This is a genomic window from Streptomyces sp. WG5, from assembly GCF_049974565.1.
In the GTDB taxonomy this organism is placed as follows: Bacteria; Actinomycetota; Actinomycetes; order Streptomycetales; family Streptomycetaceae; genus Streptomyces.
Genome location: NZ_JBNGGC010000011.1, coordinates 201,522 through 227,408, shown reverse-complemented (window position 1 = coordinate 227,408; position 25,887 = coordinate 201,522). Strand labels below are relative to the sequence as shown.

At 72.6% G+C, this 25,887-nt stretch carries 22 protein-coding genes and 2 pseudogenes; 12 read left to right on the top strand and 12 right to left on the bottom strand.

Features of this window, described 5'->3' with window-relative positions:
- Nucleotides 1–65: 65 nt before the first annotated feature.
- From ACP4IX_RS14350 to ACP4IX_RS14340, 3 genes and pseudogenes are all read left to right on the top strand, one after another.
- Nucleotides 66–266 (top strand): annotated as a pseudogene (locus ACP4IX_RS14350) (virginiamycin B lyase family protein); the annotation flags it as partial.
- Nucleotides 263–925 carry a CatB-related O-acetyltransferase gene (locus ACP4IX_RS14345; RefSeq protein ID WP_426555688.1) on the top strand — a complete coding sequence of 221 codons (663 nt, stop codon included), beginning with the start codon at nt 263–265 and terminating at the stop codon, nt 923–925. The pseudogene ACP4IX_RS14350 and the gene ACP4IX_RS14345, both read left to right, overlap by 4 nt.
- The gene (locus ACP4IX_RS14340; protein WP_426555687.1) at nt 922–1,647 is read left to right on the top strand and encodes a DUF5701 family protein; all 726 of its coding nucleotides are present in this window, start codon (nt 922–924) and stop codon (nt 1,645–1,647) included. Before ACP4IX_RS14345 ends, ACP4IX_RS14340 begins: the two co-directional genes overlap by 4 nt.
- Before the next feature lie 29 nt (nt 1,648–1,676).
- Here ACP4IX_RS14340 and ACP4IX_RS14335 read toward each other — a convergent pair whose 3' ends face one another.
- Nucleotides 1,677–2,762, bottom strand: coding sequence for a PP2C family protein-serine/threonine phosphatase (locus tag ACP4IX_RS14335; RefSeq protein ID WP_426555686.1), 1,086 nt, complete (start codon nt 2,760–2,762; stop codon nt 1,677–1,679).
- Between the two features lie 249 nt (nt 2,763–3,011).
- A complete protein-coding gene (locus ACP4IX_RS14330) occupies nt 3,012–4,235 on the bottom strand; it encodes an MFS transporter (RefSeq protein WP_426555684.1) in 1,224 nt (407 codons plus the stop codon).
- A gap of 88 nt (nt 4,236–4,323) precedes the next feature.
- Between ACP4IX_RS14330 and ACP4IX_RS14325 the strand changes: the two genes are divergently transcribed.
- The 3 genes from ACP4IX_RS14325 to ACP4IX_RS14315 all read left to right on the top strand — a co-directional run bounded on the left by ACP4IX_RS14325 (nt 4,324) and on the right by ACP4IX_RS14315 (nt 6,892).
- The gene (locus ACP4IX_RS14325) at nt 4,324–5,295 is read left to right on the top strand and encodes an ArsR/SmtB family transcription factor (RefSeq protein ID WP_426555683.1); all 972 of its coding nucleotides are present in this window, start codon (nt 4,324–4,326) and stop codon (nt 5,293–5,295) included.
- 111 nt (nt 5,296–5,406) lie between these two features.
- Nucleotides 5,407–5,931 carry a glutathione peroxidase gene (locus tag ACP4IX_RS14320; RefSeq protein WP_426520375.1) on the top strand — a complete coding sequence of 175 codons (525 nt, stop codon included), beginning with the start codon at nt 5,407–5,409 and terminating at the stop codon, nt 5,929–5,931.
- A gap of 100 nt (nt 5,932–6,031) precedes the next feature.
- The gene (locus ACP4IX_RS14315) at nt 6,032–6,892 is read left to right on the top strand and encodes a MerR family transcriptional regulator (protein ID WP_426555681.1); all 861 of its coding nucleotides are present in this window, start codon (nt 6,032–6,034) and stop codon (nt 6,890–6,892) included.
- Between the two features lie 116 nt (nt 6,893–7,008).
- On the opposite strand, the gene ACP4IX_RS14310 is transcribed toward ACP4IX_RS14315, so the two are convergent.
- From ACP4IX_RS14310 to ACP4IX_RS14300, 3 genes are all read right to left on the bottom strand, one after another.
- Nucleotides 7,009–7,200, bottom strand: coding sequence for a DUF397 domain-containing protein (locus tag ACP4IX_RS14310; protein WP_398133892.1), 192 nt, complete (start codon nt 7,198–7,200; stop codon nt 7,009–7,011).
- Between the two features lie 210 nt (nt 7,201–7,410).
- Complete coding sequence (locus ACP4IX_RS14305) at nt 7,411–8,268, bottom strand: helix-turn-helix domain-containing protein (protein WP_426555680.1); 858 nt, start codon at nt 8,266–8,268, stop codon at nt 7,411–7,413.
- Between the two features lie 293 nt (nt 8,269–8,561).
- Nucleotides 8,562–9,320 carry a GOLPH3/VPS74 family protein gene (locus ACP4IX_RS14300; RefSeq protein ID WP_426520382.1) on the bottom strand — a complete coding sequence of 253 codons (759 nt, stop codon included), beginning with the start codon at nt 9,318–9,320 and terminating at the stop codon, nt 8,562–8,564.
- A gap of 194 nt (nt 9,321–9,514) precedes the next feature.
- On the opposite strand from ACP4IX_RS14300, the gene ACP4IX_RS14295 reads away from it, so the two are divergent.
- The 3 genes from ACP4IX_RS14295 (at nt 9,515) to ACP4IX_RS14285 (ending at nt 15,913) form a co-directional block, all read left to right on the top strand.
- Nucleotides 9,515–11,944, top strand: a complete 2,430-nt coding sequence (locus ACP4IX_RS14295) for a D-alanyl-D-alanine carboxypeptidase (protein WP_426555679.1) — start codon at nt 9,515–9,517, stop codon at nt 11,942–11,944.
- A 236-nt stretch (nt 11,945–12,180) separates the two neighbouring features.
- Nucleotides 12,181–14,112 carry an MFS transporter gene (locus ACP4IX_RS14290; protein ID WP_426555678.1) on the top strand — a complete coding sequence of 644 codons (1,932 nt, stop codon included), beginning with the start codon at nt 12,181–12,183 and terminating at the stop codon, nt 14,110–14,112.
- 217 nt (nt 14,113–14,329) lie between these two features.
- Nucleotides 14,330–15,913, top strand: coding sequence for a sodium:solute symporter family protein (locus tag ACP4IX_RS14285; protein ID WP_426520388.1), 1,584 nt, complete (start codon nt 14,330–14,332; stop codon nt 15,911–15,913).
- 93 nt (nt 15,914–16,006) lie between these two features.
- Here ACP4IX_RS14285 and ACP4IX_RS14280 read toward each other — a convergent pair.
- The 3 genes and pseudogenes from ACP4IX_RS14280 to ACP4IX_RS14270 all read right to left on the bottom strand — a co-directional run.
- Nucleotides 16,007–16,108: pseudogene (locus tag ACP4IX_RS14280) on the bottom strand (VOC family protein); the annotation flags it as partial.
- Nucleotides 16,109–16,268: 160 nt separating this feature from the next.
- The gene (locus ACP4IX_RS14275) at nt 16,269–17,384 is read right to left on the bottom strand and encodes an ADP-ribosylglycohydrolase family protein (RefSeq protein WP_426520390.1); all 1,116 of its coding nucleotides are present in this window, start codon (nt 17,382–17,384) and stop codon (nt 16,269–16,271) included.
- Nucleotides 17,385–17,477: 93 nt separating this feature from the next.
- Nucleotides 17,478–18,374 (bottom strand): LysR family transcriptional regulator, encoded by an 897-nt coding sequence (locus ACP4IX_RS14270; protein WP_426555677.1) that lies wholly within the window; start codon nt 18,372–18,374, stop codon nt 17,478–17,480.
- Nucleotides 18,375–18,493: 119 nt separating this feature from the next.
- On the opposite strand from ACP4IX_RS14270, the gene ACP4IX_RS14265 reads away from it, so the two are divergent.
- Nucleotides 18,494–18,862 (top strand): DoxX family protein, encoded by a 369-nt coding sequence (locus ACP4IX_RS14265; RefSeq protein ID WP_426555676.1) that lies wholly within the window; start codon nt 18,494–18,496, stop codon nt 18,860–18,862.
- Between the two features lie 287 nt (nt 18,863–19,149).
- Here ACP4IX_RS14265 and ACP4IX_RS14260 read toward each other — a convergent pair whose 3' ends face one another.
- Entirely contained in the window at nt 19,150–19,377 is a 228-nt protein-coding gene (locus ACP4IX_RS14260) for a hypothetical protein (RefSeq protein ID WP_426520396.1), read from the bottom strand.
- Between the two features lie 160 nt (nt 19,378–19,537).
- Between ACP4IX_RS14260 and ACP4IX_RS14255 the strand changes: the two genes are divergently transcribed.
- Complete coding sequence (locus ACP4IX_RS14255; protein WP_426555675.1) at nt 19,538–20,044, top strand: DUF2165 domain-containing protein; 507 nt, start codon at nt 19,538–19,540, stop codon at nt 20,042–20,044.
- Here the strand turns inward: ACP4IX_RS14255 and ACP4IX_RS14250 are convergent.
- Nucleotides 20,028–20,591, bottom strand: a complete 564-nt coding sequence (locus tag ACP4IX_RS14250; RefSeq protein WP_426520400.1) for a hypothetical protein — start codon at nt 20,589–20,591, stop codon at nt 20,028–20,030. The two genes, ACP4IX_RS14255 and ACP4IX_RS14250, sit on opposite strands and share 17 nt — an antisense overlap.
- Before the next feature lie 93 nt (nt 20,592–20,684).
- Nucleotides 20,685–23,306 carry a bifunctional FO biosynthesis protein CofGH gene (locus tag ACP4IX_RS14245; protein WP_426520402.1) on the bottom strand — a complete coding sequence of 874 codons (2,622 nt, stop codon included), beginning with the start codon at nt 23,304–23,306 and terminating at the stop codon, nt 20,685–20,687.
- Between the two features lie 217 nt (nt 23,307–23,523).
- On the opposite strand from ACP4IX_RS14245, the gene ACP4IX_RS14240 reads away from it, so the two are divergent.
- Nucleotides 23,524–25,047 (top strand): CehA/McbA family metallohydrolase, encoded by a 1,524-nt coding sequence (locus ACP4IX_RS14240; protein ID WP_426520728.1) that lies wholly within the window; start codon nt 23,524–23,526, stop codon nt 25,045–25,047.
- Here the strand turns inward: ACP4IX_RS14240 and ACP4IX_RS14235 are convergent.
- Nucleotides 25,019–25,849 carry an endonuclease/exonuclease/phosphatase family protein gene (locus ACP4IX_RS14235; protein WP_426555674.1) on the bottom strand — a complete coding sequence of 277 codons (831 nt, stop codon included), beginning with the start codon at nt 25,847–25,849 and terminating at the stop codon, nt 25,019–25,021. The genes ACP4IX_RS14240 and ACP4IX_RS14235 overlap by 29 nt on opposite strands.
- Between the last annotated feature and the right edge of the window lie 38 nt (nt 25,850–25,887).

Genomic DNA, 25,887 nt, shown 5'->3' with positions numbered 1-25,887 from the left:
CGTGCGTAAAGTTCCCTCCGATGAATGAATTAATCGAGGGGAACGGCACCGGTGACGGCGCCGGCATCGCCGCGGGGCCCGACGGGGCGCTGTGGTTCACCGAGTGGGGTGGTGGGCGGGTCGGCCGGATCACCGTCGACGGCCGCGTCACCTCGTACGCGCTCTCCCGCTCCGACAGCGCACCGCACGGCATCACCCAGCACGGCGGCGCCCTGTGGTGCGCCCTGGAAACCGGCTCCCTGGCCAGAATCGAGGTCCCCGCGTGACCGCCCCCGGTGCCACTCCCGACCCCGGCGTCCTCCACCCGCTCGCCCAGCATCCGCGGGTCGTCCTCCTGAGGCCGCTCGTCACCGACGAACGCATCCAGGTCGGCGACTTCACCTACTACGACGATCCCGACGACGCCACCGCCTTCGAGACCCGCAACGTGCTCTACGCCTACGGTCCGGAGAAGCTGGTCATCGGCAAGTACTGCGCGATCGCCTCCGGCACCCGCTTCCTGATGGCCGGGGCCGAGCACCCGGCCATGGGTGTGTCGACGTTCCCGTTCACCATGTTCGGCGGCGCCTGGGCCGAGGCCACCCTCGACCTCGTCACCGGCATGCCCAGCCGCGGCGACACGGTCGTCGGCAACGACGTGTGGTTCGGCTACGGCGCCACCGTCATGCCCGGCGTGCGCATCGGGGACGGGGCGATCGTCGCCGCGGGGTCGGTGGTCACCTCGGACGTTGCGCCGTACACGATCGTCGGCGGCAATCCGGCCCGGCCCATCCGCGTCCGGTACGACGCCGAGGACATCGCGCGGCTCCAGCGGGCCGCGTGGTGGGACTGGCCGGTCGGGCTGGTCACCCGCCACGCCCGGACGATCATGTCGGGCAGCCCGGCCGACATCGAGACCATCGCCACGAAGGAGAACCTCGCGTGACCGACCAGACGCACCTCGCTTCCTCCGGCGCCCCGGCCTCCGGCACCCCCGACTTCGACGCTGCCGCCTTCGACGCCGCCGCCGAGTTCGACCGGCAGGTCCGCACGCTCACCGCGCTCGGCTACCCGGCGTTCTCCGGGCGCACTCCGGAGCAGTTCGCCGAGCTGGTGGCGCCGCTGCGCGCCGAGGCCGTGGCCCACACGGGTGACCCGGGCCAGGAGTACGACCCCGCCGGTACGGGCCGGGTGCCCTTCGTCCTGGTCGTCACCCGCGCACTCGCCCCCGTCGAGCAGACCATGCCGCTGACCACCCTGCACGGCGGCCGGCTGCCCGGGTTCGTCGACCGCACCTTCGAACCCGGTTCCCTGGAGCGGTTCGTCGCCACCGAGGAGGCCGGGCCGCCCGGCCGGGACGGTGTCCACCTGCTCTTCGACGTCGAGCGCGGGGAGGAGTTCTGCGGAGTCGTCCCCAGCGACGCGATGGCCGCCGTCGCCGGGCGGGGCCGGAGTCTGCTCACCATCGAGGAGGGCATCGCGCTGATGACGCACACGCCGCAGATCCTGGTCAAGAACAAGTGCTTCTCGCTGGGCGGTTCACGCTCCGGTGACCGCCGGGTCCCGGCGATCTGGATCAGCCAGAAGGCCCCGAAGCTCGGCTGGTGCTGGGAGGGCAACCCGCACACCTGGCTCGGGATGGCGTCCGCCGGGGCGCGCCGCGCCTGAGACGGGCCGGGGGCCGTCCTCCGGGGCCGTCACGGAGGGGCGGCCCCTTCTCCGTCGTGGCCCTGGTACCGCAGCAGCAGCATCGCCGCGTCGTCGTGGTGCGGCCCCGCCGCGTGCCGTACCAGGTCCTCGCGGAGGGCGTCCAGGGCGTGGTGGACGTCGGGGTCCTTCAGGAGGTGGGCGCGTTCGGCGAGCGGGTAGAAGCCGCCCTTCTCGTCCCGGGCCTCCGTGACACCGTCGGTGTAGAGGAGCAGCTGGTCGCCGGGGGTGAAGGGAACCGGGTACGGCTCCGGGCCGGGGGCGCCGTGCGCGGCCAGCCCCAGCGGGAGGGCGTAGGCCGGCGGCTCCGGGAAGTCGGCGGTGCCGTCGCGGTGGACGATCATCGGGGCCGGGTGGCCGTAGTTGAGGAGGACGACCCGGTGGTCGTGGCCGATCTCGGCGAGGATCGCGGTCACGAACTTCTCGTCCTCCAGCTCGCGGGCGACGCTGCGTTCCAGCCGCTCCCCGAGCCCGACCAGGTCCTTCTCGTCGTAGGCCGCCTCCCGGAAGGCGCCGAGGACCCTGGCCGCGGTCTCCACCGCGGCCAGGCCCTTGCCCTGCACGTCGCCCACGATCACCCGGACGCCGTGCGGGGAGGCCACCACCTCGTACAGGTCCCCGCCGATCCGTGCCTCGGCGAGCGCCGAGGTGTACGAGACGGCCGCGTGCAGCGGGCCCGCGGTCAGGGGCACCGGGCGCAGCAGAACCCGCTGGGCCGCTTCCGCGATCGACCGCACGCTGGCCAGCTCCGCCTCCCGGCGCGTGCGCATCACGGCCGCCGCGATGCCGACGCCGGTCACCCCGGTCACGGAGGCCATGGCGGTGTAGCCGCGGGGGCGGTCGAAGAGCCCGTTGTACAGGCCGAGGCCGACGCAGAGCAGCAGCGCGACCAGTCCGATCACGGCCGTGCGCCGCCAGCCGCCGACCAGGCCGGCGAAGGCCGGGCCCAGCGACACCAGGGGCAGGAGCCCCACCCCCGGACCGGCCGTGATGTCCACGACGGCGACCACGACCATGGCCGCCACAGGCATCCAGGACAGCGTCCTGGAACTGGCCGGCGGCTTCTTCGCGGTCATGACTACTCCGGTGTCGCAGCGCTCAGGAGTCGCCTTCTCCCTGTTCTCAGGCGCCCCTCCCCCAGTCTCTTAGACTATGCAAGGGTTTGCTCACGCAGGGGTTCCGGAGCAGTCCTTAACCCAATCGAGGCCGAGAGTCCGGTCCCGTCCGGGCCGGTCCGGTTCCTCCGGTCCGGTGCAGTCCGGTGCAGTCCGGTCCGGTGCCTCCGGTCCAGTGCAGTCCGGTCCGGTGCAGTCCGGTCCGCGAGATCACACCGCCCCTGCCACCCGCCTCGGCAGCAGGCCTCCGTCGGCCGCGTCCCGTCGGCTCGCCACCGTCAGCGTGAGCGTCACCGCGAGCGATCCGGCCGCCATCACGGTCATCGCCGTCGCCGGGGAGCTGAACTGGGCCACCGTGCCCGCCAGTGCGGCGGCGACCCCCTGCATCGTGAGCATCCCGGCGGAGTGCAGCCCGAGGGCGTGCCCGGAGAGTTCGCCGGGGGTCAGGGCGACCAGGCGCTCCTGCTGCACCAGGCTCGCGCCGAAGCCGACGGAGGCCAGGCCGACGAGTACGGCCGTCAGCGGCAGCGGCGGGCGCAGGAAGAGGACGAGGTACGGGGCGGCCAGCAGCACCAGCAGCGGGATGCCGAGGCGCGGGCGCAGCCTGGCCGGCAGCAGGCGGCCGACCGCCACGTCCCCGGCCAGCATGCCCAGCGCGGCGCAGGAGAACAGCGTGCCCGCGGCGCGGGGGTCGTAGGAGACGTACAGCGATTCGCAGCCGACGACGAGGCCGTTGGGGATCCACAGCGCGAGATAGACGTGCCGACGTGGCGCGGAGGACCACAGCCGGGCGTTGGTGCGCCAGGTGGCGGCCACGGAGGGGCGGCCGGTGGCGCGTGGCGGGCGGGGGGTCAGCCGGAGGGCGAGGCCCGCCGCGGTGCCGTACAGGACGGCCGCGAGCAGCAGGCACAGGCGCGGTGACAGCAGGGTCACCAGGACGCCGCCGGCCGCGTATCCGGAGATCTGCATGACGCCGCTCATCATGGTGAAGAGCGAACGCCCCGTCAGGTACCCGTTCTCGCCGCCCTGGGAGCAGATCTCGTTCAGCAGGCCCCAGCGGACTCCGCCGCCGAGCGAGGCGATCAGCCCCTCGGCGAGGACGATGGCGAGCATCGCCCAGACCGGCAGGCCGGGCAGCGCGAGGGCCGCGGTGGCGGCGGCGAAGGCGAGCGAGAGGCCCGCCAGCGTCGCGCGCGGGGCCAGCCGGTCGGCGCCGGAGAGGAAGAGCGTGGCGCCCAGCACCTGTGCCAGCGAGGGGCCGAACATGCTCACCGCGGACAGCAGCGGCGAGTCGGTCGCCCGGAACACCAGTGTGCCGAGCGCCAGTCCGCTCACCGTCTGGGCGGCGATGCCCGCCGAGGAGGAGAGGAAGAGAGGACTGAACTCGGGGGTGCGGAAGAGGTCCGCGTAGCTTCTGCGGCTCGTGTCTGGCATGCGGGGAGTCTGCGGCGGCCCGGAGACCCGCCGTTATTGTTTCGCGTGGACGCGAAAGGTGGGGGAGCGCCGAGGGGGGCGGGGTGGTATGGGCTGGTGGCAGATCAACGCCGACACGCTCGCCCGCAGCCGTTTCGTCCTCTCGCCGCTCGCCGAGACCTTCGCCTGTCTGAAGCTGCTGCACTCCGGCGTGGCCGGGCATCCGGGCGAACGGGCCTGGCGGGACGCCCACCTGCCCGCCTACCGGCGTCGGCTGGCGGGCGATCCGGTGACCGCGCTGCTCGTCCGCTCGGGGATCGGCCGGGAGTGGATCGCCGACTTCCTCACCCCCGCCCCGCGCGAGGGCGAGACCTTCGAGGAGGGCGTCGCCCGGGTACGGGCGGCCCACCCCGACGAGGCCAGGGCGGATCTCCGCGTCTCCCTCGCCGGTCCGCTCCCCGCCGCCCTGCACCGCGACGACCTGCCCGAACGCGCCGCCGCGCTGCTGGAGTACGTCTGGGACGAGGCCGTACGGCCGGACTGGGACCGGCGCCGCCGTGTCCTGGAGGCCGATGTCGTCGCACGGATCGCACAGGTGAGCCGGGGAGGCTGGGCGGCCGCGCTGGACACCCTGCGGCCGGGCACGCGCTGGCTCGGTGACAGCCGGCTCCAGGTCAACCTGAACGCGTATCCGCCGCGCGAGCTCTCCGGGGCGGAGCTGGTCCTCGTACCGATCACCCCGCAGCGGCACGGCTGGGTGTCGTGGGAGGAGGCGGAGCGGTACGCGGTGGTCTACCCGTGTGCCGGTGTCCTCGCGGACGGCGGCGCACGGGTCGTGCCCGCGGCCCTGGGCGCGCTGCTCGGGCCGGCCCGGGCGGGTGTGCTGGTGCTGCTCGGCTCCCCGATGAGCACCAGTCAGCTGGTCGGGGTGACCGGGCAGGGCCTCGGTTCGGTCGGACGGCATCTGCGGGTGCTGCTGGACGCGGGGCTGGTGGAGCGGCGGCGGGCGGGCCGGTCGGTGCTCTACTCGCGGACGGCGGCCGGGGAGGTGCTCGTCGAGGCGGGCGAACGCGGGGGATGACATGGCCGGGAGGGGACACGGCCGGGCGGAGACGCGGTCGGAGCGGGTGGGCGCCGGAGCGGGTGGGCGGGGCAGGGCCGTCGTGGTCCGGCGCGGGGCTAGCATCCGCTCATGACGACCTCCGAAAAGAACGCGCAGCACCACGACGGCCTCCCCCTCGACGTCGAGATCGGCGCCCTCCAGGGCGGGTCCGCCGACCTCGCCCAGTACGCGGGCCGGGTCGTGCTGGTGGTCAACGTGGCCTCCAAGTGCGGGCTCACCCCGCAGTACGCCGGTCTGGAGCGGCTGCACGAGCGGTACGCGGAGCGGGGCTTCACCGTGCTCGGCGTGCCCTGCAACCAGTTCATGGGCCAGGAGCCGGGCAGCGCCGACGAGATCGCCGAGTTCTGCTCGGCGACGTACGGCGTCACCTTCCCGATGACCGAGAAGGCGGAGGTCAACGGGGAGGGCCGGCATCCGCTGTACGACCGGCTGACCGGCTTCGCCGATGCCGGCGGGCACAGCGGGGACATTCGCTGGAACTTCGAGAAGTTCCTGATCGGGCGGGACGGCAAGGTCGCCGCGAGGTTCTCGCCGCAGACCGAGCCGGAGTCGGCCGAGGTCGTGGCGGCCGTGGAGGAGCGGCTGGCGGACTGATCGCACGGGTCCGGGCCGGCTGGTTGACCTTGCCCCTGGGGCAGGCCCGAGCGTCCTCGTTGCCGGGCGGAGAGGCCGCCCGGTGACGGAGGATGACGACGTGGACGATGCACGCGACGACGAGTTGCTGGCCATCGGGGCGTTCGCCGCGCGGGCCCGGCTGTCGGCCAAGGCACTCAGGCTTTACGACCGTATGGGCCTGCTGGTGCCCGACCATGTGGACGAGGCCACCGGTTACCGCTACTACCGCACCCGCCGGATCGAACGCGCCCGGCTCGTGGCCCTGCTGCGCCAGCTGGACATGCCGCTCGCGGAGGTCGCGGAGGTGGTGCGGGCGGACGGCCCCGGGGCCGCCGTTCTGCTCGACGCCTACTGGGCGGGAGTGGAGGCCCGGGTGGCCGGGCAGCGGACGCTCGTCGACTACCTCCGTGGACGTCTTTCGGGGAGGAGTTCCGAGATGTACGGGACATTCGTGGTCGAGACGGTGGACGTGCCCGAGCGGGTGGTGATCAGCGAGACCCGGCACACGCTGGCGGACGAGCTGCCGGCGTGGATCGGTGGATCGCTGACCCGGCTGGAGGAGGCGGCCCGGGACTGCGGGGGTGTGACGGCGGCGCCGTTCGTCGTGTACCACGCCGAGGTGTCGATGGAGAGCGACGGCCCGGCGGAGTCGTGCGTGCCGGTCGCCGACGAGGCGGCGGCCCGGGCGTGGTGCGAGGAGCGGGGGCGGGCCTGGCAGACGCGGGTGCGGGTGGAGCCGGCCCGGCGGCTGGCCTGCACCCGGATCGCCAAGGCGCAGGTGGCCCATCCGCAGATCCTGGCGGCCTTCGAGGCGGTGGAGGAGTGGATCGCCGCTCAGGGCCTGACGGTGGCGGGTCCGTGCCGTGAGGTGTACTTCGCCGACTGGGACGCGGCGGGCCCCGAGGACCCGGTGTGTGACATCGCCTTCCCCGTGCGCTGAGGCGGGGGCGAGGCCGGGTGACGGACGGTCAGTACTGAACAGAGCCCTCTCGGCAAGGTCGGCGAGCTGGTCGAGAGGGCTCCGTCGGCGGTGCCGGCGGACGGCGCGCGGAGTCGTTACTTCTTGACCGAGGTCACGAAGGCGTTCCACGCGTCGGCGGGGAACGCCAGGACCGGGCCCTCGGTGACCTTCGAGTCGCGTACGGCGAGTGCCGCCACGAGCGGTGACCGGACCTCGACGCACGCACCGTTTCCTCCGGAGTAGGAGGACTTGGTCCATGATTCCGTGGCGCCCTGAAGAATTGCCATGTCTGCTCCGATGGCGAGTTGCTGAGTACTGTCGCCGTGCCGCGCGCCCGCTGGGCCGCAGCGCGGTTTACGCCAATGACACGTGATCTTTGGCGTGATCGACGCTACTCGCTGACCTCGCCGATCGGAGCAGCCATTCACCCGACCGGATGGCATATCCAGACGACACTTCCCATACCACCTATCGGGGTGTAACATCCCGCCGCCTTGTCAGCGGGCGTAGTCCTTGGCCACATCCTCGATGCGCTGCCGCGACTGTTCCACGTTCAGCGCCTGGGCTCGCAGGTGCTCGTACATCACCGTGTACTTCTGCACGTCCTGCGCCTTCTCCAGGTACAGGTCGCTGGTCACGCCCTCGATGTACACGACGCTGGAGTCGGCCGCGTCGGCGAACTCCAGGATCGAGTACTGACCGTTGATACCGGGGTGCGCCCCGACGTCGAACGGCAGCACCTGCACGGTGATGTGCGGCAGCTGCGACATCTCGGCGACGTGCTCCAGCTGTTCCCGCATCACCTGCTTGCCGCCCACCACCCGGCGCAGGCTGGCCTCGTCGAGGACCACCCACAGCCGCAGCGGGTTGTTGTCGGCGCAGATGCGTTCCTGGCGCCGTATGCGGACCTGGACCCGTTTCTCGATGTCCGCGACCGACGTCTCGGGCAGGGCGCCCTGGATGAGCGCCTCGGCGTACGGCCGGGTCTGCAACAGGCCGGTGATGATCTGGGGTTCGTACGTCCGCAGCGACTCCGCGTCGGTCTCCAGACCGATGTAGACGCTGTAGGGGATGTCCCCGAACGCGTGCCACCAGCCCTGCTGGCGCGAGTCCTTCGCCATCTGCATCAGCGAATCGACGACCCGCTGGTCCTCGACCTCGTACACCCCGCACAGGTCGCGGACGTCACGCTGGCTGATGCTGCGCCGGCCGTTCTCCAGGCGGCTGATCTTCGACTGCGAGACCAGCAGCCGCTCCGCCACTTCCTCGGCCGTCATGCCCTTGAGCTCACGGAGCCGGCGCAGCTCCTGGCCCAGCCGGCGCCGCCTGACGGTGGGATTGACATTGGACGCCACGGGACGTGCACCTCCGGCTGCGTGACTCATGACTGCCACTTTGCGTATCTGCTGCTGAGCAGACTGCCACCAAGGTGCTTTCTACCGCTGGGAAACGGTCGATATGCGCCGCGTACACGCCAGTTCGGGGTGCCACCCGCACACATGGCCGCGCGGGGCGGCGGGAGCCTTCCGTACGTCCGGGCGCGCCGGACGTACGGTCGGCCCCGCCACCCCGCGCGAACCCGCGGCTCCCGTAACCGGGTACAAGGGGACTGGTGGTGCGGCGGTGCGTTACTGCGGTGCGGTGCGGCTCAATGGGCCACCGCACGCGCCATGGATCCGTGGCGCGGTTGCGCCGGAACACCGCGGGCGGGTTCCGGGGCGGGCCTGGCTCCCGGTCCCGCGGCCTGGCGGCCGGCCGGGGCCGGGCTGCGGCGCGGCTGGGCCGCAACGCCGTTCTGGACGTCCATCACGGCGTGCGCCACCAGTCCGCCCATGGGGTCGTGCCTGATGAGGTCCCGCAGGCGGGACCGTGACGAGCGTCCTTCGTTGCCCGGGTAGAGGTGCTTGCCGAGACCGACCGCGTGGGCCAGCGCGGCGAGCGCCGCGGTCCGCGGGTCCGGCGGTACGCCGGTGCGGATCGCCGAGTCCAGCCGGGCCTTGATCTCCCTGCTGATCGCCGTTTCCGTCGCCTGGTAGCGAGTTGTCGGCAGCACCCCGCACATCTGGCCCTCCACGGCATGCACCATGCCGCATCGCTCCAGATGCGAGAGGTAGGTCTGGCGCAGCCCCAGGCGGGGCCCGCCGATCCAGTTGACCGCCCGTACCGGAGCGCCACGCCTTCGCAGCAACTCCAACGCGCAGTCCAGTGTTGGATCTCCTGTCGGCCGTGGTGCCACCACGGCGATACGATCCCCGTCTGGGGCTATCCGTCCGGCCAGCGCCAGCTCCACCAGCTGTGCTCCGGCCAGACCGAGGTCGAGCGACTGCGGCTGTGCGGTGGTACCCGTGGTCGGGTCCAACGCCAGCAGCAGAAGCTCCTCCGGAAGTGTTCTGCGGCTCCTGCCCATCCATGCCTCCCCGCGTGGATGACAGACAGGGTGACCCCTCTCACATTGGTCTGTCGAGGGTGCGTGACCGCTTCGTAGTGGAACCAGTAGGTATGTCGTTCTCGTCTACCGCGTGGGTTCTACCCGTACACAGGACACTGGTACATGGTTCGGTAGCGCACACAGAACGTGCGCGGCGCGTGGAGGAGGCATCGGTGGCGGGCGAGTCCCCCGACAGTTCGAAGCAGTGCGAGTCGTCGGAAGAACCGACGTCGGGGAGCGTGGGCCCGGTTCCCGAAGCCAGGACCGAGGCGAGCGAGACGCGTGATCCGCGGCTGGCAGTGGCACGGGAGGACGCGAAGTCCTCGGCGTCCACGGGGTCCGCCGGGGCCCGCGGGAGCGTCGACACGGCGACCCGGGTGCTCTCGGTGCGCGAGACGGAGGCGGAGGCGGCCGCCGGACCGGGAAGCCCCGCCGAGGACGGGACAGAGACCGAGGACGAGGCCGCCGGCCGGGTGAACTCCGCCGGGGACGACGACGCCGAGCCCGCCGCTCCGACCGACGGTCGGCTGCGGGACGCCGTCGCCGCCTGGGTGGTGACCGCGGACGAGCGGGCCGCCGCGAACGCGCGGCTCGGGGACACGGGGGATCCGGGAGACGCTGAGGACTCGGGAGACGCTGAGGTCTCGGAGGACCCGGAGGACCCGGTGGAGGCCGGGGCGAGCGCCGCGGGCACGCCGGGCCCGGGGGCCGCGGCGGAGAGCCGGCGGGACTCGGAAGCGCCCAAGGACGGGCGCGGCGCCACCGCCGCGGACGCCGGCACGGCTTCCGGGACGGCCCCGGGCGCGCCCGACGCGCCCGCGGACACCGAGCAGCCCGCCGACGGCGGGACCGGCGGCCGTGCCGGCACGCCGCAGGGCACGGAGCAGCGCGAGGACGGCGGCGCCCCTGCCGGGGCCGAGCCGGGCCCCTCCGAGGACGACGGCGATGACGGCGCCGGCGGCGTTGACGACGAGCACCCCGTCGATCAGCCCACCGCCGTCTTCACGACCCCGCGGCCCTCCGCGCCCGCCGTCGACCAGCCGACGACCATGCTGAAGCTGGGCGACGCCGCATCCGCGCCCAGGAAGACCGCGCCCGCGAAGACCGGCGGGGGTGCCGAGACCGACTCCGAGCGGACCAGCAAGTTCGTCGCCCTCCGGCACCCGGACGACCCGGCGACGCGCAAGCCCCCGCAGCCCCCGTCCAAGGCGTCCGAGGCCTCCCAGGCCGCCCCCAAGGCGCCGCAGGCGCCCCGTACCGGCGCCACCGCCGCCGTACCGCAGGCCGGGCCCGAGCTGACCAGGCAGCAGCCGCTGCCGCCGAAGCCGCCGCTGGATCTGCTGGCGGAGCTGACGAACACCCCGCCGCCCCCGGAGACCCCGCTGCGGGCGACGGTGCGCCGGGTCAAGATCTGGACCCCGCTGGTCGTCCTGCTGGTGATCGTCCTCGGTGTCGTGCAGTCCATGCGTGCGCTGCCGACGCCGACCCTCGACCTCACGGCGCAGGACAGCTTTACCTTCGAGGGCGGCAAGCCCGAGATCCCGTGGCCGTCCAGCGGGCAGGCCGCGCTCGACGTGCAGGGCATCGGCACGTTCGGCTCGTCCGGCGAGCAGAAGCCCGTGCCGATCGCGAGTGTCGCCAAGGTGATGACCGCGTACGTCGTGCTGCGCGACCACCCGCTGGGAAGCGGCGTCGAGGGGCCGAAGATCCCGATCGACCAGGCCGCCGAGGACCAGTCGGACGCGGGGGACGAGTCGACCGTCCAGGTCTACGCGGGCGACTCGATCTCCGAGCGCGAGGCGCTGGAGGCCATCCTGATCGCGTCCGCGAACAACGTGGCGCGGCTGCTCGCCCGCTGGGACGCGGGGTCCGAGGAGGCGTTCGTGGCGAAGATGAACGCCGCCGCGAAGGACCTCGGCATGACGAACACGACGTACACCGACCCGTCGGGTCTGAACGACACGACGGTGAGCACGGCCGTGGACCAGGTGAAGCTGGCCAAGGAGGCGATGAAGTCGCCCGCGTTCCGCGAGGTCGCCGCGAAGATGTCGTACGACGACTACAAGGGCGAGAACCACCCCAACTGGAACCAGCTGGTGGGCTCCAACAACGTCGTCGGCATCAAGACCGGCACCACCACCTCCGCGCTCGGCAACCTCGTCTTCGCGGCGAAGAAGGAGATCGGCGGCGAGACCCGGACCATCATCGGTGCCGTGGTGCGCCAGCCGGCCGGCGGCAAGGACAACACCATCCTGGGTGCCGCGCTGGCCTCCAGCGACAAGCTGATCCGGGCCGCGCAGGACACGCTGGAGTCGTCGACGATCCTGAAGAAGGGCTCCGTGGTCGGGTACGTCGACGACGGCCTCGGCGGCCGGACGCCGGTCGTCGCCACGAAGGACGTCACGGCCGTCGGCTGGGCGGGGCTGACGGTGAAGCTGACGTTCACGGCGGACGAGGTGCCGCACACGGCCGCGGCCGGCACGAAGGTCGGCACGCTCACGGTGGGCGACGGCGGAGCCGCCGGCGCGGTGCAGGTGCCGGTCGCCCTGCAGGAGGACCTCGTGGAGCCCGCCCTCATGGACAAGCTGACCCGCCTGGGCTGACCCGCCCGGGCCGGACCGGCCCTCCCGTCCCCGCGGCCCCCCCGGCCGCGGGGACGTTCGCGTCCCGGAAGGTCACGGAAGGCCCGGAAGGGGCCCGGAGGGGGCCCGGAGGGGCGCCGAGGCGAGGAAGCCACGGTGCGGGGGTGCGTGCTAGCGTCACGAAACGGGGCAGGTCGCCGGTCGCGGGAACGGGACACGGCCGTAAGCAGAAGACGGGACACGGGGAGTGCCTTCAGGTGGCCACTACGGAGCCGACACGCGCCGACGACGCCGATCCGGGCTCGGGAGCCGGCCCTCGACCACACCTACCCGCTCCCCGCAAGGACGACGGGAAGAGCGGCGGCGCCGGTCACGGCCCGGTGGACGGCGACCGTGAGCCGGACCGTACCGGTACGGAGCGCGCCGGACCCCGCGGTGCGGGACCGGAGGAGCCGTCCGCGATGAAGGCCGCCTTCCTGGCCCTGCGCGAGCGCATGCTGCGCCATCCCGTGCTGTCGGTGACCGCACTGGCCGGGGTGCTCCACATCGCCTGGTTCTTCACGTTCGCGAACAGTGGTGGCGATCTCGCGGCCCAGGACGCGTGGGCGGAGTTCGTCGGCCGGCACCCGGACTCGGCGTACAACCTCGCCTGGTACGGCGGCATGCACCCGGTGTCGTACAGCGTGGTCTCGCCGTACCTGATGTCGGCGCTCGGCGTGCGGACGACGATGATGATCGCGGGGACGCTGTCGGCCGGGCTGCTGACGATGATCCTGATCCGCAGCCGGGTGGTCCGCAACCCGTTGTGGGCGTCGCTGGCGGGCCTGTTCGGGCTGCTGGGCAACGCGGCGTCGGGGCGGGTGACGTTCGGGCTGGGCATGATGTTCGGTCTCGGCGCGGTCGCCGCGGTGTTCTGCTGGCCGTACCGCTGGCGGTACGAGCGCTGGGCCAAGGGGCTGTGCGCGGCGCCGCTGGCCGCGTTGGCCACCATGTCGTCGCCGGTCGCGGGCCTGTTCGTGGGCCTGGTGGCGGTGGCCCTGTTCCTGCAGAAGCGCCGCCCGGGCGCCTGGTCGCTGGGGCTCGCCCCGGCGGCGGTGGTCGCGCTGTCGGCGGTGCTGTTCCCCTTCTCCGGCACGCAGCCGATGGGCTTCGGCTCGGCGGTGCTGCCGATCGTGTACGCGGGCCTGGTGTACGCGTTCGTGCCGCGCACCTGGACGACCGTTCGGATCACGTCGGCGGTCTACGGCCTGTCCGTGCTGCTGGTGTGGCTGATCAGCTCGCAGATCGGGTCCAACATCACGCGCCTCGCGATGCTCTTCGCCGGGGTGGCGCTGGTGGCGGCGCTGCCGTTCACGGTGCCGAGAACGCGCAAGTGGTACGCGCTCGTGGTCTCCTTCGTCGGTTTCGTCGGCTGGATCGGTTTCAAATCGGCCGACGACATCGTCCACACCCAGCCGACCGCCTCCTGGGCGCGGGAGCTGGCGCCGCTCGTCAACGAGTTGCAGGAGGTCGGTGCGGAGAAGGGCCGGGTGGAGGCGGTACCCGCGCGCTCCCACCGGGAGGCTTCGGCGCTCGCGCCCTACGTGAACCTGGCCCGCGGCTGGACCCGCCAGGCCGACATGGAGCGCAACCCGCTCTTCTACGACGACACGCTCAACTCGGCGAACTACCACGAGTGGCTGAAGCGCTGGGCCGTGCACTACGTGGTGCTGCCCAAGGGGGAACCGGACGGCGACGGCGGCAAACGCGAGCGGGAGCTGCTGCAGCGGGGTCTGCCGTACCTGAAGCAGGTGTGGGGGGACGCCAACTGGCAGCTGTTCGAGGTGATCGACCCGACGCCGCTGGCGGAGCCCCACGCGGTCGTCCAGCGGGCCGAGCAGGACGAGTGGACGATCGACGTGAAGCAGCCCGGCCGCATCCTGATCCGGATGCCGTACTCGCCGTGGCTGAGCCTCGTCGACGCCGAGGGCAAGAAGCTGGAACCGCCGCAGGAGACGGAGGCCTCCGAGAACAGCTCGGAGGGCACGCCGAAGACGTACGACAACGTCAACGGCTGCCTGATGGAGACGGAGGAGACCGCCGAGGGCGACACGTGGACGACGCTGATCGCCCCCGAGGCGGGCACGTACCGGCTGGCGTCGCCGTACGGGCTGAAGCGCGGCACGCCCTGCCCGGACGAGCTGAAGTAGGCGGCCTCGGGACACCCGCCAGGACGTTCATGTAGGTGAACCGAGGTCAGCAAGCCGAACATTTTTACTTCCTCTTGACCTTCCCCTTTCTTGTCGTGCCCTCGTCGACGCAACCACGATGAGCGGGCACTTCGCGGCCTGCCTCGCCCCTACCCCGCTCGTGCGAAGTGCCAACCAGCTGAGCGGAGTTCACAAGGCGGACCCCGGAAGGGGGCACATGAACGGTCTCGACTGGTCCGTGCTCATCGGCTACTTCGCCGTCATGGTGGCGATCGGTGTCTGGTCGCACAAACGCGTCGACGACGTCAGCGACTTCTTCACGGCCGGCGGCAAGATGCCCTGGTGGCTCTCCGGCATCTCGCACCACATGTCGGGCTACAGCGCGGTGATGTTCACCGGGTACGCGGGCATCGCCTACACCTACGGCGTCACGTCCTTCGTGACCTGGTCCTTCCCCATCGCGCTCGGCATCGCCATCGGCTCCAAGCTGTTCGCGCCGCGCATCAACCGGCTGCGCTCACGGCTGCACGTGGCCTCTCCCCTGGAGTACCTGAAGAACCGGTACAACCTGCCGACCCAGCAGGCCCTGGCCTGGTCCGGCATGCTGCTGAAGATCGTGGACGTGGCCGCGAAGTGGGCCGCCATCGCCACGCTGCTGTCGGTGTTCACCGGTATCTCGCTGAACCAGGGCATTCTGATCACGGGTGTCGTCACGGGCATCTACTGCACGATCGGCGGTCTGTGGGCGGACGCGCTGACCGAGCTGGGGCAGTTCATCATCCAGCTGCTGGCCGGTATCGCCATGTTCGTCACGGTGGTCGTGGAACTCGGCGACCACGGCGGTTTCTTCGGCGTCTGGGACGAGCCCGAGCTGCAGGGCCACGGCGATCCCCTGGTCGGCCCGTACGGCACGGTGTTCCTGCTCGCCTATCTGTTCATCAAGCTCTTCGAGTACAACGGCGGCATGCTCAACCAGGCCCAGCGTTACATGGCCACGCCCAACGCCCGCGAGGCGGAGCGGTCGGCGCGGCTGTCGGCGGTGCTGTGGCTGGTCTGGCCGCTGGTGCTGTTCTTCCCGATGTGGATGTCGCCGCTGCTGGTGGAGTCGCAGAAGCCGGACGGTTCCGACTCCTATGCCCTGATGACCGAGCAGCTGCTGCCGCACGGTCTGCTGGGTCTGGTCGTGGTCGGTTTCTTCTCGCACACCATGGCCATGTGCTCCTCGGACGCCAACGCCATCGCGGCCGTGTTCACCCGTGACGTGGCGCCGGTGCTCTCGGTGCGGGCGCGCTCCTGGGGCCGGCGGTCCGGGCTGCTGGCGGCGCGGCTGACGACGGTGGTCTTCCTCGCCCTGTCGATGGCGGTGGCGACGCAGGTCGACTCGCCGACGTTCAAGGACATCATCACCGTCGTCATCAAGTGGGTCGCCGGCCTGATGGGCCCGATCGCGATCCCGATGATGCTCGGCCTGCTCCGGCCCTTCCGCCGCTCGGGCCCGACGGCGGCGCTCACCAGCTGGGCGATGGGCCTGCTCGCGTTCTGGCTGGTCAACTATCCGATCAACTGGAACGTGGAGGGCGGAGTTCCGCTGGAGTACCAGGTGTCGATCCCGCTGGCCGTGTCGCTGGTCCTGTACGTCGTGATCGGCTTCCTGAAGCCGGAGGACACCCCGGAACGGCTCGCGATCATCGAGCGGGTCAACACGGACGGCGACGACGACACCTCCGGCGCGGCGGCCGCGGTCCCGGTGCCTGCGGGTGGCGCGGACGACGCGGTGGGGCGGAGCCGGGTGGGTGACTAGTCGGTGACCAGGGCCAGGGCGACGGCCTGACCCTGGCCTGAGCGGCCGGTGCCCCGGTGGTCGGGGCACCGGCCGTCGGGGCACCGGCCGGGCTCAGCGCAGGTCCTGGATGCGGATCTGGTGGCCTGCGGGGTCGCGGAAGACGCAGTCGCGGACCCCGTACGGCTGCTCGGACGGTTCCTGGACGATCCCGGCGTTCCGGGCGCTCACCCGGGCTGGTCAGCGGGACCGGCCGTGATCGGAACCGAGGGCGCCGCGGTAGAAGGCCGCGTGCTCCACCGGCCCGCTACCCCGGCTCGCTCCCCCAGCCCGCTCCACCGGCCCGCTCCACCAGCCTGTCGCCGGGGGCGGGCGGCTAACCCCGCGGGTATCGCCTCAGCCAGCCCGGGGAGGATCCCGCTGGGCCGTGCAGGGCGGGGCCCTGGGTCATCTCCATGGCGAAGTCGTCGGCCAGTTCCAGGAGGGTCGGGCGGCCCTCCAGTTCGGCCAGCCAGGCCGGGGGGAGCGCGGTCTCGCCGTGCAGGGCGCCGAGCAGTCCGCCGGTCAGCGCCCCGGTCGCTGCGGAGGGGCCGCCGTGGTTGACGGCGAGTCGCAGCCCGTGCCGTACGTCCTCGCCGACGAGGGCGCAGTACACGGCGGCGGCCACCAGGCCCTCCGCCGTCCCCTCGCCGATCAGCTCGGTCACGCGCCCCGGTGTGGGCAGCCCTTGGCGTACCGCGCCCAGCGCCTGCTGCAGGGCGTCCGCCACGACCTGGTGCCCCGGGCGGACGGCGAGCAGGGCGAGCCCTCGTTGTACGGCACCGTCCAGGCTCTCCCCGCGCGCCAGCCCGTGCACGATCACGGCGTACGCGCCCGCCGACAGGTAGCCGGTGGGGTGGCCGTGGGTCTGTGCCGCGCACTCCACGGCGAGCTGGGCGACCAGTTGCGGCTCCCAGCCGACCAGGAGTCCGAACGGCGCCGACCGGGCCGCGGCCTCGGGCCCGCGTTCACCGGGGTTCTTCGGCGCGTCCGGCGTTCCCATCGTGTCGTCGCCGAGCCCGAGCAGCAGCGCGCGTGTCGCGCCCCGGCGGGCGTACAGCCACTCCTCTCGGGCCAGCCAGCCGTCCTCCTCGCGCCGCAGGTCGGGCCCCCAGTCCCGCTGGGTGGCGGCCCAGCGCCGGTACGCCCGGTGGAGGTCGGTCGGCGGGTGCCAGGCGCCGGTGTCCCGCCGTACCTGCGCGCGGATCAGCCCGTCCACGGAGAACAAGGTGAGCTGCGTGAGGTGGGTGACGGCACCGCGCCGGCCGTAGGCGGAGGCGAGGTCGGCCAGCCCCTGCGGGCCGTGCGCCGCGCGGATGCCGTCGAGGTCCAGCCCGGCGACGGGCGCCCCGAGGGCGTCCCCGAGGGCCGCTCCGAGCAGCGTCCCACGTACCCGGCTGCGGAAGTCCTGCTGCTCGGCACGCCCCCAGACGGCACCGGCTGTCGCGCCCACCTGGACCTCCCTACGGCACTGTCCGTACGTACGACGTGCAGCACTGTATGCGAACGGAGCGGCCGGTTCAGGGGTGGAACGGTGTGGATGCGTTCACGTGGCGGTGTGCGTCTCCCGGCAGCAGCGGACGAAGTCCTGGACGACGGGGTTGGTGTCGTCCACGGGGGCCCATGCGACCGCGACCCTGCTGGGGCTCACCCCGGTGACGGGACGGTAGACGACCCCGGGGCGGGTGTAGAAGCGGGCCGCGGATTCGGGGGCGAGGGCGACGCCGTATCCGTTGGCGATCGCGCTGAGCCAGTCGTCCGGCTGCTCGGTGACCGCGCCGACGCGCACCGGGTGGCCGTCGCGCTCGTCCGCGGCCAGCCAGTACTCCCGCCACCGGCCCGTCTCGGCCGGGGCGGCGACGAAGGGCTCGTCCCACAGGTCGTGGAAGGGAATCGTGTCCCGGGCGGCCAAGGGGTGTGCCCCGGGCAGCGCGGCCCAGCGGGGTTCGCCGAACAGGACCGTCACCCGCAGCGCGTCCTGGCCGGGGAACGGCAGTCGTACCAGGGCCACGTCGACGTCCGAGTCCGCGAGTCCGGCGGACGGGTCCGACCAGGCGGCCTGCCGCATCTCGGCCCTCCAGCCGGGCCGGCGCCGGGCGAACTCCGCGACGATCGGCTGGGTCGCCTCGTTGGCTGCACTGGCGATGAACCCGACCCGCAGGACGCGGGCCGCACGGCTCGCCGCGGATCTCGTCTCGCGCCGTGCAGCCTCCCACCCGTCCAGCAGGGCCGGGACCCGCTGCGCCAGCGCCCGCCCCGGCTCGGTGAGGGTCATGCCGGTCCTCGACCTCGTGAACAGCTCCACCCCGAGCCCGGCCTCCAGCCGGCGGATCTGCTTGGTCAGCGCGGGCTGGGAGACGAACAGCCGCTCGGCGGCCCGGGTCAGGCTCCCTTCCTCCGCCACAGCGGCGAAGTACCGCAGCAACCGCGTGTCGACATCCATGCCGCCAGGTTATGGGCGCGGGTATTGGACGCCGCGGCGGGCCACGACGAGGCTTGACGGCAGGGAAGCGGCCCGCGTCGTGCCGGGCTCGCGAAGGCGCCGGCCGGAAGGAGAGGCACGTGTTCACGGCCTATGTGATCGTCACCGTCGTCGCGATCGCGGCGAACGCCGGGATCACCGTCGCGGACCTGGCGCGGGCCCGGTTCGTCCTCGCCAACTCCTCCGAGGTGGACGTCCCCCCGTCGTGGCTTCCGGGGCTCGCCGCGCTCAAGGCCGCCGGAGCCGCCGGGCTTCTCATCGGCCTCCTGGGCGTCCGGCCGCTCGGCGTCGCCGCCGCGGTCGGTCTCGTCCTCTTCTTCGTCGGCGCCGTGGCCGCGCACGTGCGCACGCGGGTCTGGCACAACATCGCGTTCCCCCTCGGCTACCTGGCCCTGAACGCAGCCGCGCTCCTCCTGGCCGCGGGGGCACTGTCCTGTCGGAAAGCGTGAACTTCTCGGGCCCTGCGTACTCGGGGAGCTCATGTGAGCGGCTGAAGGACGATTCGGTTCGAAAGTTCACGTGATGGGCGAGGGGGGTGGGCCTCCGCGGCCCTCCGCCCCGCCCCGCCGCCCGGACCTCACGGTAGTCGCGGCAGTCGCGGCAGTCGCGGCAGTCGCGGCAATCGCCCGGTTGCGGGGCGCGGAAGGCTCGGTCGCAGTCGTCGCAGGTCCGGAGGGGGCCGGGGGCGGGCGGCGGGGCCGAGGGCCTCGGCGCGGGCAGGGCCGAGGAAAGAATGTCATCGGCCCCCGCCGACGCCACCGTCCACGTCCGCGGCTCCGAGGGGAGCCACGGCGCCCGGCCGGCGTTCACCGACGTCTCGTGGGCCGCGTTCGGAGGCACCCAGACGCTCCCGGACGACCTGGACGACCTCCGCGCCCGTCCGCTCGCCGACCCCGGTCGCCACACCCGTCACCGTCGCCGCCAGCAGCCCGATGGCGGCAGCGGCAAGCTCAGCAGTCTCCACCCCGACCCCCGTTTCCCCATCGCATCAGGAACCATGGTGTTCCCGCTGCGGCGCAGGAGGACACCCTTCCGTAAGCCGTATCGCCGGCGGACCACTTCAGCATGATCACGATCTGTGAACCCGGCACTCGGGGCCCGCCGCGCCTGGAAACATCCCTCCCATGTCCAACACCCCACGCACTCTTTCCCTCGCGGCCACCGTGCTGACCGCCGTCCTCGCCCTCTACATCGCCCTCGTCGCCTTCGGGAACATCACCGATTTCGGCACCAACCGGGATTTCGTGCGTCATGTCCTCGCGATGGACACGACCTTCAAGGACGACGACCTGATGTGGCGGGCGATCACCAGCAAGGGCGTTCAGGACGCCGCCTACGTCGCGATCATCGTGTGGGAGACGGTGGCCGCACTGGTGCTGATCTACGCGACCTGGCTCTGGATACGCAGCGACCACGCCCCCGCACGACGCATGACCACCTACGGCACGCTCATGCTGATGCTGCTCTTCGGGGCGGGGTTCATCGGCATCGGCGGGGAGTGGTTCGCGATGTGGCAGTCGGCGGACTGGAACGGGCTGGAAGCGGCGACCCGGGTCTTCCTGCTCAGCGGGGTCGTGCTGATCGTCGCGCACCTGCCGTTCGGACAGGAGGACGCTAGCCGACGACCGTGACCTTCGTGCCGGTCGTCGCGAACGCCCAGACCGCCGTGCCGTCGGCCTTGTGCAGCCGTATGCCGCCCGTCTTCGCTCCGGAGGCGGGCGGAGGCGGCGAGGAGCCGTCGACGGCGTTGGAGAAGGCGACGGAGACGCCGTCCTCCTGGGCGAAGTAGACGATCTGCTCGATCCGCACGCCGTCGGAGCCGGTCGTGGCCCCCTTGCTGCGGGTGCCGACCGTGTAGGTGCCCGGGTCGGGGCTGACCGTGCCCGGCCACACCGTGAACGTCCGCCGCGCGGCGTCGCTGGCGTCGACCAGCCACACCCGCTTCTGGTCGAGCGAGTACACGATGCGCCGCCCGGTGCCGGAGCCGTCCGGTACCCGGGCCGGCGCGGTCTCCTTCGGCGTCGGCTGCGCCTCGGCCGACACCGACGGGCTCGGCCTGGCGACCGAGGCGGTGGGGTGGGGGCCCTGGTCCGCCTGTACGGCCAGGACGGTCACCGCCGCGATCGCCCCCACGGTCAGGCCGGAGACCCAGGCCCACGAGGGAAGTCGGGCTGGCACGGGCACGCATCTCCTCAGCTACGAGAACCCCGACACACCGGGGGCCCGATCATCGTACTGCGGGCGGCCCGTGCCCCTGCCGCTGCCCGGAATTCAGTCCAGTACCGGCAGCAGCCGCGGCAGATGGCCGTCCGACGCCGTCGCCGCCAGCTGCCGCTCCCGCGGCACCTCGCCGTACAGCGTCGTCCGGGGCCTCGCCGGGCGGCCCGCCGCGTCCGCTACGGCGATCAGGTCCTTGACCGACTTGTACGAGCCGTACGACGAACCCGCCATCCGGGAGATCGTCTCCTCCATCAGCGTGCCGCCGAGGTCGTTCGCACCGGAGCGGAGCATCTCCGCCGCACCCTCCGCGCCCAGTTTCACCCAGCTCGTCTGGATGTTGGGGATGTGCGGGTGGAGGAGGAGGCGGGCCATCGCCGTGACCGCGCGGTTGTCGCGCACGGAGGGACCCGGCCGCGCGATGCCCGCCAGGTACACCGGCGCGTTGGTGTGGATGAAGGGGAGCGTCACGAACTCCGTGAAGCCGCCCGTGCGCTGCTGGATGCCGGCGAGGGTGCGCAGGTGGCCCAGCCAGTGGCGGGGCTGGTCGACGTGGCCGTACATCATGGTCGAGGAGGAGCGGATGCCCAGCTCGTGCGCGGTCTCGACGATCTCGATCCACGTCGCCGTGGGCAGCTTGCCCTTGGTCAGGATCCAGCGGACCTCGTCGTCGAGGATCTCCGCCGCCGTGCCCGGGATCGAGTCCAGGCCCGCCTCCTTCGCCGCGCTCAGCCACTCGCGGACGGACATCCCGGTGCGGGTCGCGCCGTTGACGACCTCCATGGGCGAGAAGGCGTGCACGTGCATGCCGGGGACGCGTTCCTTGACGGCCCTCGCGATGTCGAAGTACGCCGTGCCCGGCAGGTCCGGGTGGATGCCGCCCTGCATGCAGACCTCGACCGCGCCCACGTCCCAGGCCTGCTGCGCGCGGTCGGCGACCTGCTCCAGGGACAGCGTGTACGCGTCGGCGTCCGTGCGGCGCTGGGCGAAGGCGCAGAAGCGGCAGCCGGTGTAGCAGACGTTGGTGAAGTTGATGTTCCGGGTGACGATGTACGTCACGTCGTCGCCCGACACGGACTTCCGCACGTCGTCGGCCACCTTGCACAGGGCGTCCAGCGCCGGGCCGTCGGCGTGCAGCAGGGCGAGGGCCTCGTCGTCCGTCAGCTTCGTCGGGTCGTCGGCCGCCGTCGCCAGGGCCTGGCGCACGTCGGTGCCGATGCGCTCCGGTGCCATGCCGGGGGCGGCGGCCTCGCGCAGGGCGCCCCAGTCGCCGTACACCTCGTCGAAGTCGTCGCGGCGGTCCGACGTACGGCCCTCGGTGTCGATGGCCGTGTGCAGGTCGGTTCGGCCGGTCGCGGTGAACGCCTCGTCCGGTTCCTGCCACGGGTGGCCCTCGACCGTCGCGTCCTCGCGGGCCAGCCCCGTCGCCGGGTCGGCGAGGGCCGCGACGTGCGGGCGCAGGCGCGGGTCCAGCCAGGGTTCGCCGCGGCGCACGAACTCCGGGTACACGCAGAGGCGTTCGCGCAGTGCGAAGCCGGCCGTGCGGGACTTCTCGGCGAGTTCGTCGATCTGCGGCCAGGGGCGCTCGGGGTTGACGTGGTCGATGGTGAGCGGGGAGACCCCGCCCCAGTCGTCGATGCCGGCGCCGATCAGGCGCTCGTACTCCGAGTCCACCAGGTTGGGCGGGGCCTGGAGGCAGGCGGACGGGCCCATGATGTGCCGGGCGACGGCCACCGTGGCGACCAGCTCGTCCAGCTCCGCGTCCGGCATGCCGCGCATCGCCGTGTCCGGCTTGGCGCGGAAGTTCTGGATGATCAGTTCCTGGATGCCGTGGTAGGCGCGGGAGACCTTGCGGAGGGCGAACAGCGACTCGGCGCGTTCCTCGTAGGTCTCGCCGATGCCGATGAGGACGCCGGAGGTGAAGGGGACCGAGGAGCGGCCGGCGTCCTCCAGGACGCGCAGGCGTACGGCCGGTTCCTTGTCCGGGGAGCCGTGGTGGGGGCCGCCGGGCTCGGACCACAGGCGGGTGGCGGTGGTCTCCAGCATCATGCCCATGGAGGGGGCGACCGGCTTGAGGCGCTGGAAGTCCGTCCAGGTCAGGACGCCGGGGTTGAGGTGCGGGAGGAGGCCCGTCTCCTCCAGGATGCGGATCGAGATGGCGCGGACGTAGGCGATCGTGTCGTCGTAGCCGTGCGCGTCGAGCCACTCGCGCGCCTGGGGCCAGCGGTCCTCGGGCTTGTCGCCGAGGGTGATCAGCGCTTCCTTGCAGCCGAGGGCGGCGCCGCGCCGGGCGATGTCGAGGACCTCGTCGGGGGACATGAACATCCCGTGGCCCTCGCGGCGCAGCTTGCCGGGGACGGTGACGAAGGTGCAGTAGTGGCACTTGTCCCGGCACAGCCGGGTCAGCGGGATGAAGACGCTCTTCGAGTACGTGATGACGCCGGGGCGCCCGGCGGCCTCCAGGCCCGCGTCCCGGACCCGGGCGGCGGACGCGGTGAGCGCGTCGAGGTGCTCGCCGCGGGCCTGGAGCAGCACCGCGGCCTCGGACACGTCGAGGGCGACGCCGTCCCGCGCGCGTTTGAGGGCGCGGCGCAGGGAGTTCTCGGTCGGGCCGGTGCGGCCGGTGTGGCCGGTCGGGCCGGAGGAGCCGGTTCCGGGGGTCTCGGAAGTCGTCATCCTTCGAGCATACGAGCGGGGTGATCAATAGGGTGGGGCCCGTCGCACCGGCCCGCCTCGCGGCCCCGCTCCCCCACCGCGCGGTTTCTCGCTCTCAATCCGTCGACCCCCTTTTCTTGTACGGGAGTTCACGGCTCAATACGAGGGTTGCACGCACCACCCCTGCACCACCGATGTCATGTCACTGACGACGCAGACGACACATGGGAGCAGCAGCATGTGCGAGGACGACCACGCCGGGATCGGCAGACGCGCGGTGTTCGTGACGGGAGCCGCCGCGGCGCTTACGTTGGGAAGCGTGAGCTTCGCCTCGGCGGCGCCCCGGGAGCAGCGGAAGAGGACGGTGCGCGGCACCCTGCCCCCCGGCTCGCCCGACTTCGTGTACATCCCCGTCGAGGTCCCGGCCGGTGTCCGGGAGATCCACGTCGCCTACACCTACGAGCGCCCCGCCGTCCCGGCCGGCACCCAGGGCAACGCCCTCGACATCGGACTCTTCGACGACCGCGGCACCGACCTCGGGGGCCGGGGTTTCAGGGGCTGGTCGGGCGGGGCGCGTACGGAGTTCTTCGTACGGGCGGACGACGCGACCCCCGGCTACATCCCCGGGCCGGTGCGGGCGGGCGTGTGGCACATCGCGCTCGGCCCGTACACGGTGGCTCCGCAGGGACTGCCGTACGAGATCACGATCACGCTGACGTACGGGGAGCAGGGCGAGACCGCGCGGCCGGTGTATCCGCCCGAGCGCGCCAAGGGGCGGGGCCGTGCCTGGTACCGGGGCGACTGCCACCTGCACTCCGTGTACTCCGACGGCCGCTACACCCTCGCCGAGATCGCGGCGCTCGCGCGCGCGGCCGGCCTGGACTTCATCAACTCCTCCGAGCACAACACGCACGCGGCGCACGCGCACTGGGCGCCGGAGGCCGGGGACGACCTGCTGATCATGCTCGGCGAGGAGGTGACGACCCGCAACGGCCACGTCGTCGCCCTCGGCACCGATCCCGGCACCTTCGTCGACTGGCGCTACCGGGCCCGTGACAACCGCTTCGGCCGTTTCGCCCGGCAGATCCGCCGCGCCGGCGGCCTGGTCGTCCCGGCCCACCCGCACGCCACCTGCATCGGCTGCAACTGGAAGTTCGGGTTCGGGGAGGCGGACGCGGTCGAGGTGTGGAACGGGGCCTACACGCCCGACGACGAGGTGGCGCTGGCCGACTGGGACGGCATGCTGGTCGCCGCCGTGCGGGAGGGGCGCGGCGGACGGGGCGGCGGGGACTGGATCCCGGCGATGGGCAGCAGCGACTCCCACCGCTCCCCGGACGTCATCGGCCGCCCCCAGACCGTCGTCCTCGCCGACGACCTGACGCGGGAGGCGATCCAGGAGGGCATCCGGGCGGGGCGGTCGTACGTCGCCGAGTCGGCGAAGCTGTCGCTGTCCCTCACCGCGTCCGGCGGCCGGGGCGAGCACGCCGGCATCGGCGAACGGCTGCGCGTGGACGACGACACCCCGGTCACCGTCCGCCTGGAGGTGCGGGGCGCCCCGCGCTGCACGGTCCGGTTCGTCACGGACCAGGGCGTGCTGTTCACCAGCGCCCCGCTGCCCGTGTCCGGTTCGGACGTCGTGGAGTGGCGGACGACCGCCTCGTACGCGGCGTACGTACGGGCGGAACTGCGGCACGAGGCGGCGGCGGGACCACTGCCGGGGGCACTGGCGGCGTTCACCAACCCGGTCTTCCTGGGGCGGTAGCCTCCCTGCCGTGCGCGACCAGGTCCGCGACGACCGCCGCGTGGTCGGAGGGCCATACGCCGTCCACGGGGCCGTCGCCGGCCCGCCTCACGGCACGAACCCGGCCGAGGCCGCCCGGCCCCGGCGGTCCCACGTGGATGTGGTCGATCCGGGCGCCCGGCACCGGCGGGTCCGGGATGTACGGGTTGGCCGCGTCCCAGGTGGCGGCCGGGGCCGCCGGGTCGGCGTGCTGCCAGGCGTCGTGGAGCCCTCCCGCACGCAGCAGGCGGACTTCCGGCGACTCGGGGCGGGCGTTGAAGTCGCCGGTGACGACGGGCGGGAAGGCGGTGCCGTGGCGGTGCGCGGCGACGAAGTCCGCGAGCGCGGCTGCCTGTTCGCGGCGCACCGCCGAGGCGTGGCCGCCCGAGTTCAGGTGGGCGGTGAAGAACGGGACCGGGTGGCCGGGCGCGTCCAGGCGGGCGTAGAGCGCGAGGCGTCCGTCGTCGATCTCCTCGGGGGCGGGCAGCCGCAGCGCGGCCCGCTCCACGACGGGCCAGCGGCTGAGCACCGCGGTGCCGATACCGACCGTGTCGTCCCCGATCCGCCGCTGCCACCGCTCGGGAGCCTCGGAGGCGGACCAGGCGCAGTGCAGGCCGAGTTCGCCGGCCAGCCACTCGGCGAGGTTGTCGCCGTCGTCGGCGGCCCACACCTCCTGGAGCCCGACGGCATCGGGCCGCAGCTCCCTCAGCACGGCGAGGATCGCCTTCTGCCGGTCGGCCCACGGCCCGAACCGCCACCACAGATTCCAGGTCACGACCCGCACGACCGCACCACCCGTCTCTTGACCCCGTCCTCACCTTC